The 19,653-nt window shown below is 48.1% G+C and carries 17 protein-coding genes and 1 tRNA gene; 8 read left to right on the forward strand and 10 right to left on the reverse strand.

Going from position 1 to position 19,653, the window contains the following annotated elements; all coding sequences use genetic code 11:
• Nucleotides 1-35: 35 nt before the first annotated feature.
• A complete protein-coding gene (gene groL, locus Q0991_RS20885; RefSeq protein ID WP_299492186.1) occupies nt 36-1,667 on the forward strand; it encodes a chaperonin GroEL in 1,632 nt (543 codons plus the stop codon).
• A gap of 79 nt (nt 1,668-1,746) precedes the next feature.
• Here groL and Q0991_RS20890 read toward each other — a convergent pair whose 3' ends face one another.
• The 8 genes from Q0991_RS20890 to Q0991_RS20925 all read right to left on the reverse strand — a co-directional run bounded on the left by Q0991_RS20890 (nt 1,747) and on the right by Q0991_RS20925 (nt 11,019).
• Nucleotides 1,747-2,355 (reverse strand): hypothetical protein, encoded by a 609-nt coding sequence (locus Q0991_RS20890; protein ID WP_299492188.1) that lies wholly within the window; start codon nt 2,353-2,355, stop codon nt 1,747-1,749.
• Between the two features lie 138 nt (nt 2,356-2,493).
• Nucleotides 2,494-3,147, reverse strand: coding sequence for a DUF3365 domain-containing protein (locus Q0991_RS20895; protein WP_299492190.1), 654 nt, complete (start codon nt 3,145-3,147; stop codon nt 2,494-2,496).
• Nucleotides 3,148-3,193: 46 nt separating this feature from the next.
• A complete protein-coding gene (locus Q0991_RS20900; protein ID WP_299492192.1) occupies nt 3,194-3,976 on the reverse strand; it encodes a cytochrome c3 family protein in 783 nt (260 codons plus the stop codon).
• On the reverse strand, nt 3,973-4,620 hold the full coding sequence (locus Q0991_RS20905) for a cytochrome c3 family protein (protein ID WP_299492194.1): 648 nt from the start codon (nt 4,618-4,620) through the stop codon (nt 3,973-3,975). The genes Q0991_RS20900 and Q0991_RS20905 overlap by 4 nt, the downstream gene beginning before the upstream one ends.
• A gap of 18 nt (nt 4,621-4,638) precedes the next feature.
• Nucleotides 4,639-6,120, reverse strand: coding sequence for a globin family protein (locus tag Q0991_RS20910; protein WP_299492196.1), 1,482 nt, complete (start codon nt 6,118-6,120; stop codon nt 4,639-4,641).
• Nucleotides 6,121-6,607: 487 nt separating this feature from the next.
• Nucleotides 6,608-7,534, reverse strand: a complete 927-nt coding sequence (locus Q0991_RS20915; protein WP_299492198.1) for a pentapeptide repeat-containing protein — start codon at nt 7,532-7,534, stop codon at nt 6,608-6,610.
• 39 nt (nt 7,535-7,573) lie between these two features.
• The gene (gene ccsA / locus Q0991_RS20920) at nt 7,574-9,274 is read right to left on the reverse strand and encodes a cytochrome c biogenesis protein CcsA (RefSeq protein ID WP_299492200.1); all 1,701 of its coding nucleotides are present in this window, start codon (nt 9,272-9,274) and stop codon (nt 7,574-7,576) included.
• Nucleotides 9,274-11,019 (reverse strand): cytochrome c biogenesis protein ResB, encoded by a 1,746-nt coding sequence (locus Q0991_RS20925; RefSeq protein WP_299492203.1) that lies wholly within the window; start codon nt 11,017-11,019, stop codon nt 9,274-9,276. The genes ccsA and Q0991_RS20925 overlap by 1 nt, the downstream gene beginning before the upstream one ends.
• A gap of 243 nt (nt 11,020-11,262) precedes the next feature.
• Here Q0991_RS20925 and Q0991_RS20930 point away from each other — a divergent pair, with 243 nt between their 5' ends.
• From Q0991_RS20930 to Q0991_RS20950, 5 genes are all read left to right on the forward strand, one after another.
• Nucleotides 11,263-11,925 carry a Uma2 family endonuclease gene (locus tag Q0991_RS20930; RefSeq protein WP_299492205.1) on the forward strand — a complete coding sequence of 221 codons (663 nt, stop codon included), beginning with the start codon at nt 11,263-11,265 and terminating at the stop codon, nt 11,923-11,925.
• Nucleotides 11,926-12,073: 148 nt separating this feature from the next.
• Entirely contained in the window at nt 12,074-12,733 is a 660-nt protein-coding gene (gene pdxH / locus Q0991_RS20935) for a pyridoxamine 5'-phosphate oxidase (RefSeq protein WP_299492259.1), read from the forward strand.
• Nucleotides 12,734-12,746: 13 nt separating this feature from the next.
• Complete coding sequence (locus tag Q0991_RS20940; protein ID WP_299492207.1) at nt 12,747-14,033, forward strand: hypothetical protein; 1,287 nt, start codon at nt 12,747-12,749, stop codon at nt 14,031-14,033.
• A gap of 99 nt (nt 14,034-14,132) precedes the next feature.
• Nucleotides 14,133-14,206 (forward strand) — tRNA-Val (locus Q0991_RS20945).
• 442 nt (nt 14,207-14,648) lie between these two features.
• A complete protein-coding gene (locus Q0991_RS20950) occupies nt 14,649-15,911 on the forward strand; it encodes a cellulase family glycosylhydrolase (RefSeq protein ID WP_299492209.1) in 1,263 nt (420 codons plus the stop codon).
• 30 nt (nt 15,912-15,941) lie between these two features.
• On the opposite strand, the gene Q0991_RS20955 is transcribed toward Q0991_RS20950, so the two are convergent.
• On the reverse strand, nt 15,942-16,367 hold the full coding sequence (locus Q0991_RS20955) for a VOC family protein (RefSeq protein WP_366525030.1): 426 nt from the start codon (nt 16,365-16,367) through the stop codon (nt 15,942-15,944).
• 221 nt (nt 16,368-16,588) lie between these two features.
• On the opposite strand from Q0991_RS20955, the gene Q0991_RS20960 reads away from it, so the two are divergent.
• On the forward strand, nt 16,589-17,458 hold the full coding sequence (locus tag Q0991_RS20960; RefSeq protein WP_299492214.1) for a hypothetical protein: 870 nt from the start codon (nt 16,589-16,591) through the stop codon (nt 17,456-17,458).
• Nucleotides 17,459-17,552: 94 nt separating this feature from the next.
• Nucleotides 17,553-17,966, forward strand: a complete 414-nt coding sequence (locus Q0991_RS20965; RefSeq protein WP_299492262.1) for a thioesterase family protein — start codon at nt 17,553-17,555, stop codon at nt 17,964-17,966.
• 121 nt (nt 17,967-18,087) lie between these two features.
• Here the strand turns inward: Q0991_RS20965 and Q0991_RS20970 are convergent, their stop codons facing one another.
• The gene (locus Q0991_RS20970) at nt 18,088-19,608 is read right to left on the reverse strand and encodes an NB-ARC domain-containing protein (protein WP_299492216.1); all 1,521 of its coding nucleotides are present in this window, start codon (nt 19,606-19,608) and stop codon (nt 18,088-18,090) included.
• Between the last annotated feature and the right edge of the window lie 45 nt (nt 19,609-19,653).

Consider the following 19,653-nt stretch of genomic DNA (forward strand, 5'->3'; position numbering starts at 1 on the left):
CGCTGTTACTCCTTTAAGTTTGAGGTTGAGCTTCCATGGCTAAACGCATTATTTATAACGAGAATGCTCGTCGCGCCCTTGAAAAAGGGATGGATATCCTCTGTGAATCCGTGGCAGTGACATTAGGCCCTAAGGGTCGCAATGTCGTTCTGGAAAAGAAATTTGGCGCCCCCCAGATCGTTAATGATGGGGTCACCATTGCGAAGGAAATTGAGCTTGAAGACAACATTGAGAACACGGGTGTTGCCTTAATTCGTCAAGCTGCTTCTAAAACGAATGATGCAGCTGGAGACGGTACCACAACGGCTACTGTTTTAGCCCATGCCATGGTTAAAGAAGGGATGCGCAATGTTGTGGCTGGTGCGAATGCGATTTCCCTCAAGCGTGGGATTGAAAAGGCGGCTGGTTTTCTTGTGGAGAAAATTGCTGAGCATGCCCGCCCGGTTGAAGACTCCAAGGCAATCGCCCAAGTAGGTACGATTTCCGCTGGAAACGATGATGAAGTCGGTGAAATGATTTCTAGTGCCATGGATAAAGTGGGCAAAGAAGGGGTCATTTCCCTGGAAGAAGGCAAATCCATGACCACCGAACTGGAGGTCACTGAAGGGATGCGCTTTGAAAAAGGCTATATCTCTCCTTACTTTGCAACGGATACCGAGCGGATGGAGGCTGTGCTTGACGAGCCTTATGTGTTGCTGACGGACAAGAAAATTACCCTTGTGCAAGATTTGGTACCCGTGCTGGAGCAAGCCGCTCGTGCCGGTAAGCCCTTGCTGGTCATTGCTGAAGATATTGAAAAAGAGGCCTTAGCGACGCTAGTCGTCAATCGTTTACGGGGTGTCTTGAATGTAGCGGCAGTGAAAGCACCCGGTTTTGGTGACCGCCGTAAAGCGATGCTGGAAGATATTGCCGTTTTGACGGGCGGTCAGGTGATTACTGAGGATGCGGGTCTCAAGCTAGAAAGCGCCAAGCTGGAAATGATGGGTCAAGCTCGCCGAATCACCATTACTAAGGACACCACAACCTTAGTGGCTGAAGGTAATGAAACGGACGTTCAAGCCCGCTGCGAACAAATTCGCCGTCAGATGGATGAGACGGAGTCCTCCTACGATAAAGAAAAGCTGCAAGAGCGCCTAGCTAAGCTTGCAGGGGGTGTGGCTGTGATCAAAGTCGGTGCTGCAACTGAAACTGAAATGAAGGATCGGAAGCTCCGCTTAGAAGATGCGATCAACTCTACTAAAGCTGCTGTAGAAGAAGGGATTGTTCCAGGTGGCGGTACCACCTTGGCTCACCTTGGTCCTCAACTTGCCTCTTGGGCCGCGGATAACTTAACTGGCGAAGAGCTGATTGGCGCCACCATCGTAGAACGGGCCTTAACTGCCCCTTTGAAGCGTATTGCTGAGAATGCGGGTCAAAATGGTGCCGTTATCGCTGAGCGAGTGCGCGAGAAGGAGTTCAACGTAGGCTTCGATGCATCAGTCAATGAGTTCACTGATATGTTTGCGGCTGGCATTGTCGATCCTGCCAAGGTAACTCGTTCTGCCCTGCAAAATGCCGCTTCCATTGCTGGCATGGTTCTCACCACTGAGTGCATTATTTCTGATAAGCCTGAGCCGAAGGAAAATGCGCCTGCTGGTGCTGGCATGGGTGGAGACTTTGACTACTAACTAAGGTCGCTGAACCCAAGTTATAAGCAAAGAGGGTGGCAAACACCGCCCTCTTTTTTGCTCTGAACTGGCGGTTGAGCTATTGGAAATAAAAGGCCAAGAAAATATGAAAGCCCAACATAACGCAAAACATACTGACCAGGATGATATGGGTTGATAGCCAAACTAAGCGGAGTTTGCGAATCAGAGGTCCCTTCGAGACTTGGGGCAACCGCTTAGCTAAGCCATGCCAGCTTTGCGGAACCAAGCCAAAATATTTCTGGGAAGACTCCAAAATTCCTGTTTCGGCTACAACACCCACCAGGGCGGATAGGGCAACCCCAAAAAACACCCAGAGAAAAATTGCATTAAAGTTATCGCCAACGGCTCCGCCCGTATGGAGCAATACGATAGCCACAAGGGCAACCCCAACAAAAATATGCAAGCTACGCCACAGCAGGATGGAGCCCGGCACCGAAATTTTCCACCGCCGTCCTCGTTTGCGAAGGGCTAGCACCAGTTCAAAAAGGACGAGAGCCAGAACAACAAACCCAGTGATCAGCTTATACAGATCAGTTTGGAGAATGATCAGAGCATTGAAGTTGCGATCGCGAAGCAGCGGAATATAAACCCCACTCAGAGCAAAGGGGGTCAAGATGGCTGCTAACACTAGCGTCAGAATAATAAGTGTAGAAAACCTAGGCTTCATAGCTTAACTAGGGTGATAGGACGTTGGAGCATTGGTTCACCCCTTCGAATTAGTAAAAAATGCTCCAAGGGACCGACTGGTGGTGCGATCCCTTTCCCCCATAGAGCGTCCTTCGCCTTTGGATAGTGCTATGGCGACCTAAGCACCGTCCAAAGGAATATTGATCATCACACCACCCATCACGTCATCCATTTTGAAGACCTTGTCGGGATAGCGCTCCTTATGAATAGGATGACTGTTATGACAAGTAACACAAGCTTCTGCCACAGCCTTGTCTGGGTAGAGGGCAGAGAAATATTTCTTGCCACTGACCTCCTGATACTCTTTATAGGGTTCTCCCGTTTTCTCAACTTCCGCTATGGCCTTTTTCTCAAACTCATTTTTAGGCCCTTGAGCGTCATTAATGTACCAAGTAGAGATCAGGTTGTAGGTGAAAGCACTACCTGTCTCGGATGCAATTTCAGACCCGAGACGAAACATTTGGGCTGGCAGAGGGATGCCATCGCTGTTTTCCCAACCTTCGGTCGCTTCTATTTCCAGAACACCATCTTCCTTGGGCTTACCCTCTAGTTTTTTGGCTCGATTCACCACATGTTTGGTATAAGCCGTTCGGTCCGAGGCTAAAGCGGTATGGATATAATCGGCTACTAATTCAGGCTTTACCCCTCCCGTTGCTTGAGATTCGGCCCCTCCGCTACAGGCCACAGCGGTAAAACAGATGGCTGCGGCTAGGGCAAAAAAGGCAAGGGTTCTTGAGCGCAAAGTTCTGAACCATTGTCGTGTCAAATTCATCTTGTGTCTCCTCTCAATGACATGCGATTCGTTTTGGTGGGATGGACTACTCTGATTGGGAATTGCCCGACCGTTGTTTTTCTAGTGCACGGACCATTTTCAAAGTGTCCATCGATAAGGTGGGGGGTCGGGCAAAATTCGATTCCACTAAGTCGTCATCAAAAATGCTGTTGTAGGCAAATTCCATGCCGTGGCAATTCATACAGACCTCTTTCACCATGCGATCGCGTGGTAGTAACGTGAAGGTATTGTTGTGGTTGACCATCACCGTCCCTGATGCTGATGTTTGTCGGGGCAGATGGCAAGTGGCACAAGTCGTTGAAACTGTGGAAGGACGTGGGAGTGCCCCCTCTTCTCTCAGTAACTCAGCATGCCGGGAGTTCTTATAATTCAGCGAATGGGTGTCCTTATGGCAGGTCAGACAAGAATCAACCGAGGCCGGTAGCGTTTTCACTGAATGCACATCATGGCAAGTATTACAGTTCATCTGCTTGTTATGGGCAGCCGCCTGCATTGGCAGATGAGCTAAGGCAGGTGTTAATGCGGTTTGTCCTTCCAAGAGGCGAATGCCATGCTTCCCGAGTAAAAAGGTATCCACTTGTGATTCATGGCAAGACCGACAGCTTTCGTGGTTGGGGCGCTGTGTCACCTGCTTAGTAGAACTATTTTGGTGACAACTGGAGCAGTTCACGTCAGCAAAGGCATGGGCACTTTGGGACCAACTCTGATTAATGGACTGGAGCTGGGCCTGATCCACCGCCAATGCAGAAATGGTCAACCCGTTCCAGAGCACCAACAGCAACAACCCTTCCAAGACCCAATTCCTCATGCTTGCCCTCCGAGAAGCTCTTTCCCCAAGTCAGGCTGAGGCGGTGCCGTCAATTCAGGCTTAAAGGTACGGGCTGGTAACGCAGGCTTAGGCAACATATCCGCTTGGCCCATACTCTGACGTAAAAAGCCCGTTGAAATACTGCGATGGTCGTGGAAATTATGACAGCCTGCTGTCCAACATCCATCCGGTGAAAACCCCTTATGACTGGCCAATTCCCCTTGAATAATGCCTTCATGGCAAATCATGCAGAGATCTGGTTTGAGATGCACCCCGCGATCAAACATATGCACATGTTCGTTGTGGCAAGTGGTGCAAGTTAATACCTCCAATTTCTCTAATTCAGCAGCCCATCGCAGATCTCGGAACTTCTTGGGGCCATGGGCATCTGTGGCCATTTCGGCCTCATGGCAGCGCATGCAAGTGTCATTACTCACCGGTTTAAACCCTTCATGACAAGAGGCGCACGACGCCTCAAACAAGAGATGTCCATTAGATGTCACGCCCGGTAAAAAGATCGTCTTGTGGTCTAAAGCAAAGGCGGCTCCCAACCAACCCATCACGAGTAAACACAGCACAATCACGGTATTTCTGACATTGAATAGAGCCGACAGACTCAAAAATGATCTTTGCGTTTTGGCCACTACAATTGCCCTAAAAAATTAGACCAGCAAAATGGCGATTATGATCGCAATAATGCCGCCACCTGCCAGACCCAATAGCAGGCCTGTTGGCCGATCAGATCCTGAAAAGTCGCTAGAAACATTAGCGGGCTCAGGCGAGGCAGGTATGGGCTGAGTTGAGTTCAAATCTAAATCTGACTGAGAGTAGTCGGCACCATCCAACATAATGGTGCTGATGGCCCCATAGGCATCCACCCAAGCTTGTTTGACCTCATCTGTCCACGCTGCGCCTAGAAATTCCTCAAAGGTTTTGAGTAGCGTATTACCCACCAACGGGTAATGCTCCGGTAAGGCCCCATATTTCACATGCCGAGCCCCCAGACCTGTGAGGGCATCTCCCAATACGTCCGGCTTACGTAAATTTTCAACGACCAGAACCAGAGATTGCAGGAGTTTCTTGCTTTGCTGCTTAATATCCGTATTTGCGAATAAGGGTTGGGCAGCTGGGTAATCAGTGAATAAGTTGTCGTAAAAGCGATCTGCAAACTCATTGGCCATGGGCTTCACTTGAGCAAAGCTCGTTTCCAATAGCTCAACTTGCAAGCCAGAATCAGCAGGTGGCGCTGGAGTTTCTGGTTCGAGCTGAATATCTGCTTCGGAATAATCCGCTCCATCCAACATAATCGTGCTAATCGCACCATAGGCATCCACCCAAGCCTGCTTGACCTCATCCGTCCAAGCTGACCCTAAAAATTGCCCAAAGGTCTTAAGCAGAGTATTGCCCACCAATGGATAATGCTCCGGTAAGGCCCCATACTTCACATGCCGAGCCCCCAGTCCCTGTAGTGCATCTCCCAAGACGTCTGGCTTGCGCAGGTTCTCCACAACCAAAACCAGAGATTGCAGGAGCTTCTTGCTTTGTTGCTTAATATCCGTATTCGCGAATAAGGGTTGGGCGGCCGGGTAATCGGTGAACAAGTTTTCGTAGAAGCGATCTGCAAACTCATTGGCGACAGGCTTGACTTGGGCAAAGCTCGTTTCCAATAACTCAACTTGCAAGCCGGAATCAGTAGGTGGCGCGGTAGCTTCTGGTTTGAGTTGAACATCAGCCTCTGAATAATCGGCACCGTCCAACATGATGGTGGTAATCGCCCCATAGGCATCTACCCAGGCTGTTTGAACCTCCTCAGTCCAGGCATCCCCTAGGTATTCTTCAAAGGTTTTGAGTAAGGTTGCCCCCACCAATGGGTAATGCTCGGGTAAGGCCCCATATTTCACATGTCGAGCACCAAGACCTTTTAGAGCATTACTCAACGTATCGGGTTTGCGCAGATTTTCAATCACTAGCACGAGAGACTGCAAGAGCTTGCCACCTTGCTTTTCCATGTCAGTTCCCTCAAAAAGAGGTTGGGCCTCTGGATAATCCGTGAATAAATGGTTATAAAAGCTTGAAACAAATTCATTGGCTTGAGGTTTTACTTTCTCAAAGCTACTTTCAAGAATTTCGACTTGTAAGGCCATAGATTCACCTATTAAAGATATTAAAATCAGAGGCTAGCTAAAAATATTCATCGTCTCAAAAAGCTGCTTTCAAGGATGAAAAAAGGAGTTAACAGCTCAATAAAGACAGATCAATCAGCACTCATTCATGGAGATTCTTTTTCTGCCTATTCAGGCCATAAAGAGATGGATTGAGCATTTTTAGAATGGACTTTTATAACACCAATTCACGCCAACCTTTCCGCATCATATGCGGATCAAAGACTGCTAAAACACCTTCACCCAAGATGATGCATTATGGATATCTTGACATTCCCAAACAGCATTATGCTGCAAAATCAAAATATGCATTCAAAGGTAAAAAATAATTATTCAGCGGGTCGTATCAATTAATACAAATGGCATGATTGATAAGCCAAAAAACGCATGGCGCCGATGCGAAAACAGCATAATCAAGAGCAATTTTTGATAATGTAAATAGAACTAGTAAATAGTATAAAAATATACATTATTTAGGGATATTCAAAGCACCCCGTTTTCGTAGTAGTAATTTTTGCTCACTGGACAGCCCTTCTGCATCAGTAAAAATAGCCCCTGAAACAATGCTGTTGGAAAAATCAACATTAAAAAGTTGAGTCTTTTCCAAATTGGCATCCCGAAAATCTGTCTGCTCTACTTTTGCTCCAGATAAGTCCGCCTGCTCTAAATAAGCACTATAGAAAGAAGCATGGTTCAAAAGAGTGTCGCGCATACAGGTTTGTCCTAAGAACACATGATCTAAACTGGCCTGTTGAAGTTGGGCTCCCTTTAAATTGGCCTGATCAAAGTTACTGCCGATTAAATCAGCCCCTGTAAAATCGGCCTTTTGCAAATCGGTCTGCACAAAGCGAGATCGTTCTAGACGGGCATGGGCGAAAATGGCTTCAGGGAATTGAGCCTGACTCATATTGGCGTCATTAAGCTTTGCTCGACTAAAGTTAGCCCCTTTAAAATTCCCCTGAGACAGATCAGCTCTGATTAAAATGGCATCTCTAAAGGAGGCATATTGGCCAGTGGCTTCTGCTAAATCCACTGCCTCCAAAATAGCTGTGGCCGCATTCGCTTGACTTAAATGGGCACCATGGAGCTTGAGCTTAACCCCATGAATCCCCATCAAATTAGCCGAGTCGAGACGGGCAGAGGTAAATTGAGCTTCCGTTAGGAGAGCATCCTGCAGGCTAATTCCCGTGAGGGTTGCAAAGATCAAGATCGCCTCAGTAAAATCGGCTCGATTACAGGAGGCTTCGGATAAATTCGCCACCCGTAAATAGGCTTGTGGGAAATGACCATCATCCAGGGAGAATCCCTGCAAATTAATATTGCTGAGTTCTGCTCCTCGTAAAGAAATGCCTTGTTGAACTTTCGTTTGCACCTCTTCCGGTGTAAGAACGGCCATCGCTTAGTTTTCCAATTGGTTTGTATAAGGGGGACAGCACTAAGCATCAGCAGTTTGCACTTCAGATACCGAGGAAGAAGCACTGCGATGCTGCTGAGACCGATAGCGGAGAATGGTTGCCAGCACAAATAAGCTATCCATACCGACCAAACCGGCGATCAGCACTGCAGAACCGCCCGTACCGAATCCATAACTGTGTAATCCTGTTCCCAGCACAAAATTAACGCCATACCAAGCCATCAGTACGGCATTAAACCCTAAGACACTGGCAACATTCATGCCAAATTGTCCTAACCAGCCCGCTAAACGACCATGAACAGGCGCTAAATAGCAAAGCAAGGCAATTAAAGCCCAGGTCTCTTTTGGATCCCACCCCCAGAACCGACCCCAGGAAAAATGCGCCCAGATGCCCCCCAAAATAATGCCTGTCGTCAGCAACAATATCCCCACTTGAATCACTCGGGTATTTAATCGGGACAGGGCCGTTGCCGTTGAACCGCCCTGGGGCTGTCGCCAATATTGCATCAGTGCCAGATGTCCTAAGCCCATGGCCAAGGCAAAGCTGGCATAGCTAAGGGTGATCGTGGGGACATGGATACTGAGCCAAAAGTTATCCCGCAATACAGGCACTAAGGGCTCAATACTGGGGTCCAGCACCGCGGGTAAGCTATCTGCCAGCAGCAGACAAACCACTGCCAACGGTGCTGCAGCTAACAAATAAGATCTGGCTCGGGTCTGTAGCTCAAAGTAAAAGGCTAAGGCGGCAATTCCAAAACCAACCCACACCACAGATTCATACATATTGGTAACGGGGGGACGGCCTGCAATTTGCATGCGCAGGCCAAAGCCCAAGGCTTGGACCAAGATGCCTCCGAGGAAGGTTCCCATGCCAGTCCAATACAAGTTAAAGCTGGGAACGAGTTGGCTCGTGAGGAGGACCAGAAATGCGATTCCATACAGTTTCCAAGCTTTACCAAAGGGATGGAAGTGATTGAAAAAGGCTTCCCGTTGCAACGTGGCCATCGCTGGATAAATCTCAGGACTTAAATCTGCTAGGGACTGCTGCAATAGGGCCGCAGGCTCTGCCAAAGACTCTAAATCATCCCCCTGGGCTTGATACTGCTGGTTGAGCTGTTCAAACTGGGTCTGAATCTTGGCCGCCATCTCAGGAGGATAAAGTTGTTCAGCGTCCGCAATCCCGACCCAAGTTCCTTTGATATCCATGGGGTGGGGCACCAGAGGCAAAGTTTGACTGCCAACCGTATCCAACATTAAATTGAGGCGATCTTCGAGGGTTAAGGCTTCTCGTTCATCTCGTGTCAGGGGTTGCTCTTGCAGCTGTTTGGTATGGGCTTGTTGCAAGATCAGACCCAAATCAGAATTAATCAGGGTAGAAAAGCTAAAGTGCTTTTGCTCCAAGGGCAGTCCCAATTGGGCTTTGAGGGGGCGATAGTTGACGAGAATAAAGGGCTCGTCATTCCAATCTCGGCTATTTAGCCACAAAGACCAATAGGTCTGTGGCGCATCTAAAACATCACCACTGGCTAGTTGATATCGCGATGCCCCATGAATCGTGGTGACGGTTTCCCGGGCCACTGTATCTAAGGGCTTTTTGCGGCCATCCAACTGAACGGCCAACGTGTCCACTGCGGTTTGGGCAGGGGGTTGCCATTGACTTGACGGAGTGACCATTAAGACACAGGCGAGACAAAGTCCCCATAAAAATTTCAGTTGATTCATTATCCGTCCTGAGGTGCAAGGGGCATGGGGGCGGGCTTAGCCGCGATAGGTTCATTGGGTCTCTCTAACGCTGTAGCCCGTTTTTTGAATAGGGTGGGGCCGTAGAACATAACGCCTATACCCAATACGGTTAATAAGGCGCCATTCCAAGTCAACGCGGTCACCCATAGGGGTTCCCGTTTAACTTGCAGGGTGGATTGGTTTAAATCGCCTGGATTCCAGGAAGCTTGGGCAATTTTCCACCCCTGGTACCAGGTAGGATGATTCATCCAGACTGAGCGTCGTTGGGCTGATTCGCCCTGGAGATCTTCAATCCGAATCTGGCTGGTCCACATGGCTACCGAGTCGCTGCCTTCATTGCGCTCAACGATAAAATCATCCAAACCCACCCGAAAGGGTAAGGCCAGCATGCGAGGGCCAAAGGCCGCCATTTTGGGATGCGAACCATCGGCAATCAGTGTTGATTCTCCCCAGGTTAGCCATTGCTGCCCATCCGCTGAGGCCACTTGCAACGCCGGAACTCCTTCCATCCCAGGTGGAGTGGTCAGGCGCTCTTGGATTCGCTTCCCATGGGGGAGCCAGTCTGCCAGAGTGATTTTGAAATCTGCCCAGCCCGGCTGAATCATTTGATCCATCACCAAAGGCCCTGAGGTAAAAGACTTAGAGGAGCGGGCTGCATAATAGAGATTTTGATTGGCAACCACGACTCGGAAGTAATCGCTAGCTGGGGGCGGCGGGACTTGATACTCCCAGTCCAAATCCAGTAAGGACTCATCCCCCGCCAAGATCGGCCCGGCCTGAGCAAAGACAAACCAGCGTTCTTGCAGATCAGCCTGGGTCACTTCTATTTCTAGGGCTGGATTTTGCCAATCCTGAGACGCCGTGATCGGCTGATTCTGGTCATCCAAGCGAAAATCTGGCCACACATTCAGTAGGTGAACCTGGATATCATTAATGACGGCATCATGACGGCGTAAGTCATCAATGGCCAGCGAGGTGTTTGCATCTCCTAACTTGATCAGTAGGGTTCCAGATGGATGGGCTTGCGTTTGAGCTGGATCGGCCAAGAGCTGTTGGAGATCGGTTTGATTTTCAGCTTGCCGTAGTTCTAGTTGGGCTGGTCCTAAATCCACCGTTTCAGCAGTAGGCGACAACCACTGATCGAAGGTTTGACCCATGCGATCGCTACTCAATACCAACCGGACGGCAGGGCTATCTGTAGCGTCTCCTGCTCGATAATCAACGGTTTCAACAGAATTATCGCTGTAGTCCAACAAGGTCAACCCAGCAAATTGGTGGGGTGAAATGACCTGGCCTGGCTTCACCATCACCGCTGCCTGCTGAACTTGACCTTGATCATCCATCACTTCTAAGAGTTCACCCTCGACCCGCACCAAGTGATTAGCCGGTTGATCTGTGCGCACCAGCAAAAGTCCTTCTACACCTAGGTGAATCACCGCCGCAGAACCGGCAATCAGCACAATCAACCCTAAGTGAGTCAGGGCAAAGCCCACTTTTCGCGCCCCGCGCCAGGGATAACGGGAAAGGGTAGAGACACCCAAATTGACCGCGAGCAGAAACATCAAGGCTCCAAACCAAGGACTCTTATAGATCTGCTGTTGGACCGCCAGCGATCCAACTTTGCTTTCATAGAAGGTGGCCCAGATTAAAATACTTGCGATCGCACCTAATACGGGCACTGCCAGCTGAATAGAACCCAAAAAACGGACAAGCTTGGCGACCATGAAGACCTCAGATAACCAGCACTATGCCCCTATTTAGTCGGAATTAGTTGCCCTATAAAGTAGTGGATGTATCAAATTGAAGGTCAACAGTGAGAAATTAATCCGTATTTTGCACAGTACCTATGCATAATGTGAATGTTTATGCCGTAGTGTTTCTGCTTTATGCACATAGAGGCTTTATCTATTTTGCTAAGAGGCCAGATAGATAAAGATATGATAAGAGGGTGCGATCAATGTCTACCCATGACTCTTTCTCTAGACAAAACTGAATCGCTTAGTTTCCAGCGTCGAGATGCGACTTGGCAAGACTATGTGGCCATTCGAGATGGGGAAGACGACTGGCGCAAGATTGCCTTTCATGCAGGATGGCTATGGATCGATATGGGCACAGAAGGACCCAATCATGCTTCTTTTAGTGATTTAATGACGGCAATCTTTTTTGTTTGGGCGTTTTTGCATCCTGAGGAAGTGTTGCAATCCTATGGTCGTTGCCTCTTTGAGCTACCGGACACCCATGCTTGTGCGCCTGATTTAGTGCTGTATAAGGGGGAAGATTTTCCCAGATGGCAACCGGGTGAACCACGCCGTATTGAGCTGAATCGCCATCGTCTGCCTGACTTGGTAGGAGAAATTGCGGATACGACGCTGAACATCGACTTAGATGAGCAAAAGCGGCTGTATGCAAGCTTGGGGATTGCTGAATATTGGGTGATTGATGTCAAAGGCCGACAGATTTTTGCCTTTGGGCTATCTGAAGACGGTGTATATGAAGCAATTCAATCTTCACAGGTATTGACAGGCTTGCCGACTGACCTGGTAGAACAAACGCTAGAACGTTTAGCGGTGGAGACTAATACGGCAGCAGCAAATTGGCTGATGCAGCAGTTATTACCGATGAACCAATAGGGTCAAAACCGTATCGCTGCCCAATCAAGGTCTATTCTTGCGGGTCAATCGTATCTAGAGAATGGTTCAGTTGAAGCGCCTGGACAAACCCAACCTGAAGATCTACAACAATAAGTACTGTGATATCCCCCTTCCTGCCCTTGTACTGATGCCTTCCCAAGATTCGAAACCACCTGCGATCGCAGATTTACGGTGTGACTATCGGTTAAAAGCATTGTTAGAAACCGAAGTGAATGCCAATCCGATTCAGCAATTCCAACTTTGGTTTGATCAAGCCCTACAAGCAGACTTGCCAGAACCCAATGCCATGACCTTAGCGACTGTCAGTGCCGATGGGAGACCGTCAGCGCGGATAGTCCTGTTAAAAGGGGTTGATCCAGCGGGGTTTGTCTTTTATACCAACTACCAGAGCCGAAAAGGGCAGGAACTGGCCGCTACCCCTTGGGCGGCCTTGGTGTTTTGGTGGGCTGAGTTAGAGCGACAGGTGCGGATTGAAGGTCGAGTCAGCAAAGTTAGTGATACAGAAACCGAGACCTATTTTGATAGTCGTCCTCGGGGTAGCCAGCTTGGGGCTTGGGCCTCAGAACAGAGTCAAGTCATTTGCGATCGCATCGTCCTCGAACAGCGGCTGCAGGACTTAGAACAGCAATATCAAGATCAGTCCATTCCTCGTCCACCCCATTGGGGCGGCTATCGGCTGCAGCCGGATTTGATTGAATTTTGGCAAGGCCGTCCGAACCGTCTCCACGATCGATTATGTTACCAACGCCAGGATCAGTCTTGGGCCCTTCAACGATTATCCCCCTAAGGGTAAATGGCCCATGACCTTAATCCAAGTTTGGGGGTGTTTACTGATCTTTGTTCTTTGCCCCGTACTCGGAGGACTGCCCATCGCGGAATGGCTGATTTCGCGACTGCCCACCACCCAATTCTTCAACCTCAAAACACTGATCACAGGAAGTGTAGAAGCCAGCAAAGGGGTGGCCTCTGTGGCCCTGGCTCGCTATTACTTTCCGATGGATGCCACTTGGTGGTTGATAGCGCTGATTGCCTTACTCTTTGGTCAGTTTGGATTGCGAAAGTCAAAGCAGATATGGGGAGTGGCGGCAGGTTGCCTGACCTATAGTTGGCAAATTACCTTTTTGATGGTGCTGATCGGTGGCATTGGCCTGACCTTACTGCGAGAACGTCGCCTGGGACGAATAGGCTTATGGGTGTTATTCCCCATTGTTGTGGGACTCCATAGTCAACAGGGTGCTCAAGTCCTCGCAGCAATCGGTCTCAGTAGTCTCTTCGTTTGGATGGACGATCAGTTTCCTGACGTATCCCCATCTTCTGTGAGCCAGGACCAAGCCCTGATGACGGTTTCGGCCGCCAACGATGCCCATTTGTTTGGTTTCTTTCGGCGCGATCGCAATATCCGCACCCTGAACCATCCCCTTAAGGCCGATCAGGTGGGGCAAATGGCAGCAACCCTTAGCCAACTCAAAGCTTTAGGACAAAACGTACCACCCAGTTGGGTATTGCCACCGGGCGATGACGCGAATCCGCTAATCCAGTTACTCAATCCCAGTCCAGAACAACCTCTAATGATTCGATCGAGTGTGATTGGGGCGGTCCAGTTGGATGCCGATCCACCACCTGAACCCATTTATCAAATTACCTCTCGTCGAGCTTTAGCTCAGGTGATTGGGGCCTGCCGCACTGCCTATAGCATCACCCCAGCCTCCCCCAGATCCCATGATCGAGGGGTAGCGGTGATCGTCCAAGTCCAAATTAAGGGGCAATTGAGCGGACTGGCCTGGCGTCAAAGCACCCCAAATGGCGATTCCACCGTGGTCATTACGGGGGGGCCAGGTGCAACGCCTGCTGAAGCATTGATGCATCCGTCGACTCAACAGATCCAGGTATCGATTCCAGAAGAAGCTCATGCTTATGCGCTCAGCCCAACGCAACCTTTGCCGTCACAACTGGTACAAAAAATTGTCTCAATAACTCAGGCCGTCGAGAACCACTGTTCTGGCATTCCACAACGGATTGAATGGAGTGATGACGGATCGACGCTATGGGTATTAGCAGTAAGTCCTCACAAGACCGCCTATGCTTAATCCACTTTCCATTAGAACAGACTTAAAGGATGGGCTGAGTGTCAGCTCCAACGGCTCAGTTTACATAAACTCTAAACGTGTGATAGCGTTAATGTCTACGGACGCATAGCTCAGTTGGTTAGAGCACCACGTTGACATCGTGGGGGTCTCCCGTTCGAGTCGGGATGTGTCCATTGGCCGTAATTCTTATACCTGGTGAGGCATTGTCAACTTAACCGCCAATCTCAAGAACTAGGCACTATTTTTCAACAATAGGCTCAAGATGTAAGTTTAAGCAGCAGCGCTCAGACCCGTCAATTCATGCCAGCTGCTAAAACGCTGACTCAGCGTATCTCTAAATTCAGGTGCAGATGGTTGATGGTGCTACAGAACTGAAACAGGCATGACGCAACTACCACCATTGACGACATAAATTGATGACCTCAAAGAGAAACTTTGCCAAGTCGTGTATTATCATGAAACCATTTAATTTGGTGATTTCGGTTGTAATAGCAATAAGTTTTTTGGAAAATTTTTATAGCTCAAGTTATAGGATGAATTTAAAGTAGTGGGGATTCTAGCAGTAGATGTAAATGATTTACACTTCCTTGGGTGTATACCAACAAAGGGTGAGGCATGAAAAAGAATCTTATCCAATTGCTATTCTCAATACCATTAATACTGTCGGCACAAGCGGTATATGCTGCGCCTAATTTGGTCGATCCCTGGACCATGGTTAAACGACTCGGCGTCGGTATCAATGCGGTTTGTCGAGGAACCAGTTCTGGAGGTGATCCGGTTTGGCAGAAACGATTTGCCACAGACATCGCTAATGCAGGATTCGATACTGTACGTTTATGGGCGAAACCAAGTGCAAAGGATACTGGAGGTCCACCTAACTACATTGTTAAAGCCAGCTACTGGGCTAACATCGAAGCTCAGATTGACGACAGTTTGAATGCAGGTCTTAACGTAATCCTGGTAGTAGATGAAAAGTGGTATTCAGGTTCGTATAATCAATACAATAAACCTAGTAATACCGCAGCGCAAAAAAAGGCAATCTTGGACCGCATTGTTAAATTTTGGGCACAAGCCTCTAAGCGTTGGAAAAACAAATCAGAAAACCTAGTTTATCAGATACTGAACGAACCAGCAGCGACTCATGGCCTCTCATGGAGCATGCCTTCAAATGCAGTCTACATGAAGCTATTGAAGGATTCTGTAAAGGCAATACGTGCGAATGACAAGAATCGTAATATTACTTTCTTTGCCAGAAATCACTGGAACATATCACAAATTCGCCCTAAGGATATCCCTGGCTTAGGAGCTTATTATTTTGGTTCACAGCACGGTTATCCCGGTAAAGACTTTCATTCACGGGGGAAAGCACTCTGGGGACCAAGCAATTCTCAAGTGACTGAAATGAATCAATACTTTAATAAGATCTCAACCTTCGTCAATGACAAATCACGTCATAGTGATGGTAAGAGACATCCAGTTGCCATTACCGAATTCGGTACTCGTCACAAAGCTAAATTTGGAGGCCCATCAACTTGGGTTTATAAGAATGGCCGTATCGAAGAAAAAGAAAGAGCCCAATATACAGATTACATCGTAAAGCGAGCCCGTAAAAACGACATTGCGATCCTACTCCATTCAGGCCCTGCAGCGGGAAATGGCTTCAACTTTTCAATCTATCGCCACACCAATGCTGTCGGCAAGCGTTGGACTTATCCACGGATCGTAGACAGCATAACTAAGTATTCAAGTAGCAGTTCCGCATCCCCATCAACTTCCTCTAACTCCCACCTGGAAATTTTTTCGGGTGCATTGCCTAGTCTGAGTTTTGGAGGCTTTGCAATGCTCGCTCTTTCGGAATTTGGGGTAATTGAAGGGTAGCCATAATGGACGGATGAGAATGCATCGCCGTTATTTTTGTTGAGCAGCTTGTTCCACAATTAACTCCACTTCTTGGCCATAGGACAACTCTAGGGTGTGACCATCTGGATCGCGCAAGAAGGCCCAGTAACCAATCGGATAACCTGAATCCTTGGGACCATCTAATAGAATGCCTTTCTGCTTGGCTTGGTCACAAAGGCGTTCCAATTCTTCGCGACTGTGACAGCCCACACCCAAATGGGCCAAAGGTGATAACACTGGGTGTACCACATCCTTTTGAATCAACACAATCACGAAGGGTCGAGTGCCATCGGACAACCACACTACCGGAATGCCTGAAGATCCATCGACCCGTTTATGTACCACCTGCATTCGGGCATAGGTGGAATAGAACTCAATACTGCGACCAATGTCAGCAACTGGGAGGGCAATATGGGTCAATCCGATATCTCTCATGACGTATGAAGAAGAGTATTTCTAACAGTATCAGGATGGTTCAAGAGATGGCGTCATATACAGCCCATTGGCCTGCCCCTGTGACCCACCATACAACATCACCTGGGGTAGATCGTGCATGATGGTTCTATCCAAAGGGTTAAGTCTTTTGTTTTGATTACAGCTCCACCGTGAATCTGGGTACCTTATGAGCAGAGCCGGGGGCAGTTAGGAAGAGGTTCATGCGTCGGTACTTTAATTTTTTTATTCGCTGGGGAATATTAGGGGCAACCCTTATTTTTTTGATCAAGACCCTGTTGAGCCACTGGCAAGATGTCAAAGCGCTGGAATTGCAACATCAAGCTTGGTTATACGGTTGTGCTGCATTTGCGATCGCACTCTTCGCCCAACTCTGGTTAGGAGTATTGTGGTGCTGGATTTTAGCGGCTTTCAAACATCCACTCCCCAAACGCTGGGCCATTATCACTTTTCTTAGACATACCCCCGCTAAATATATTCCTGGCAGTGTGTGGCATTTATATGGTCAGGTCAAAGCCGCCCAGAAAAAAGGCTTAGGGCTGGAGTTAGCGACGCTCAGTGTTTTGTTAGAACCGCTCTTTGTCATTGCGGGGGCTATGGGATTGGCTTTATGGAATACGCCCTACGCTCTTTTACTTGGAGCCTTACTGGGCGTTATTTTGCTTATCCTTCACCCTCGAGTTCTCAACTTTTTGTGGCAACAGGTGCGCAAACTCAAAGGCAAACAGGTGAGTGGGATACAGATGCAATATTATCCACTACGAGTTTTGTTTGGCGCAATCCTATTTATGGTGTTACGAGGAATCATTTTTATTCTGATTGTTTTGGCCTTTACCCCCATTAATTGGGCAGCTTTCAGTCCACTCATGAGTGGTTTTAGTATGGCTTGGCTGCTCAGCTTAGTCATTCCCACCCCTGCAGGCATGGGGGTATTTGAAGCGTCGGCGATTGATATTTTGCATCCTTACCTTTCACCTGGGTTACTGTTAGCGGCAGTCGCCATCTATCGATTCGTGAACGTGGGGGCTGAGATGATGGGGGCAGGGTGCGCTTACTTGCTTAAGGACGGATAAGACTTAAATTTTTTCCACAGTGAGGCAATACTTTCTGATCGAGAGGGGACCTTCTATGTCTATCCTCTTAATATTCAGTATTATGCAATCGCCCATGTACACTCGCACCGTCCGTCTCCAAGATACCGATGCCGCAGGAGTAGTCTATTTCACCAGCGCACTGGATATCTGCCACGAAGCCTTTGAAGATTCACTGATGGGAGCGGGGATGGATATTCGCACCTTTTTCAGTAATCCTGATATTGCTACCCCGATTGTCCATGCGGATATTGATTTTCTAAAACCTAGCTTTTGTGGCGATCAGTTAATGCTTCAACTCAGCACCCATCAACTGGCAGAGGATGAGTTTGAGGTTCGCTACAACATTACGGCAGTGAATAAAGGGGAACGACTGATTGCCAAAGCGACGATTCGGCATGTGTGCATTAATCCCATTAATCGCCAACGCCAACCGCTACCAGAAGAATTGGTGACATGGATTCAGCGATGGAGTTTAGCGATGAGCTGAATCCTGATTAAATTTGATCTGTGTGATAGCGTAGCACCCAATCCCACGCTTTGCTATAGGCTCAGCATCATTACCCTTGGTTGGGAATATCACCTCTGACTTGATGGAATCTTGTTTTAATTCAACGATTGGCACTTAATAAATAATTTAATCTGGCATAGCTCTGAAGAGGATACAGTTTAGATTGAGAGGAGGTTAACTCGGCCAGTGTTGAAGTTGCCACTGCGCAACTAGGAGGCTGGTAACAACGCAAATACTCACGGAGATAAGGCAATAGTCGCAGACCATCTTCCTGGTTGCATAATAAGGAGCGACTCTGGAGAGATTGCAAGGCAGGCAAGAAATCGACTGTTGAAATGAGATCTTTGAGGACTAGTGCTTCATAAAGTTGATCTAAGGTGACGGTGCCTGTCTCTGACGCAATACAGTTAACGATTTGCTGTTCAGAAAGCGCTAGCCGTTGGAGCTGTTGATTCAGAAGTTGCTGGATGGTGCCAAATACGAAGTTACCTTGGTCTATCCACTTAGAAACTTGGCGATGAAATAGAGATGTGACGTTGGTAGCGGCCACTTTCAGGGCGTAAGGATTGCCACCATAGTAGGTGTGTAAGGTTGCCGCATCTGTTTGGGTTGCTTCTACCGCTTGCTGGTTTAAGAGCGAATGAGTCTCTAATGAAGATAGTCCTTGTAAATAAAGGGTTTGCACGGTGGGGTGATTGCGCAAGTTAATGCCAATCGGTTGTTCTCGACTGGTCAGGATGACACAACTTTGATGGGGAGAATCCATTAAGTGGCGGAGGAGTTGACCATACGCTTGATGATTAGGTCGATAGCTTCCTCCCATTTGTCCCGGTTGCAAGATGGTTTCAAAATTATCCAAAACCAATAAACACCGATGGTGGCGGAAATATTGCATCAGCATTTCGATTCGGGCATCAATGTGAGTGAACCATGCTGAAGGGTTTTGCTCATCTGTTTTAATGATGTTGGCAAAGGTGTCGGCGAAGTTTGGCGCATTGCGAAGGGAACGCCAGATGACCTTTTGGGATTGATCTTGTAGGTGGTGAATAACTTGTTGAACTAGAGAGGTTTTGCCAATACCCGCCATTCCTAGAAGACTAATGAGTTGGGTTGGGTGTTTGCGTTCAATACTTTGTGCTGTGTGAGTTAGCCACTGGATCAAGTTTTTCTGTTCCTGTTGGCGACCTATAAAGAGTTGACCCTGATTGGAATAGAGATGGTTGCGGGCATCAGACCATGGAAGTAGACAGGCTGTTTGATCTGAGACAAGTTCAACTTTCGTAGAGTAAGCGTTGATATTGCTCTTGGCTTGTTGAGATATGGGGAAAAGACTAGCCATCTCTTCTACCTCATGACCTGAGGTTTGATTTTTCTGTTCTAGGCGACGGAACACAACATGTAGGTTCCTTTTTGTCACTTTTTGTTTCAAGGCTTGAGATAACTTTTGCCAGAGTTGATAGCCAACATGTCTGACGTAATCGGTGTCATAGCCGCAGGTTTCAGCTATTTCTTGGTATGATTTGCCCTCCCAGGATAAGCGAAAGATATCTTGGTGGAGGTTCTTGAAGTGAGAGGGATCAAGAGCTGTATCAATTAAGGCTAAGGCATCCTCAATAGTCATTCGTTGTTGTCTGCACAAGTAGAGTATTCCAACAAGACCAGATGT

This window comes from Acaryochloris sp. IP29b_bin.137 (assembly GCF_028285745.1).
Classification (GTDB): domain Bacteria; phylum Cyanobacteriota; class Cyanobacteriia; order Thermosynechococcales; family Thermosynechococcaceae; genus Acaryochloris.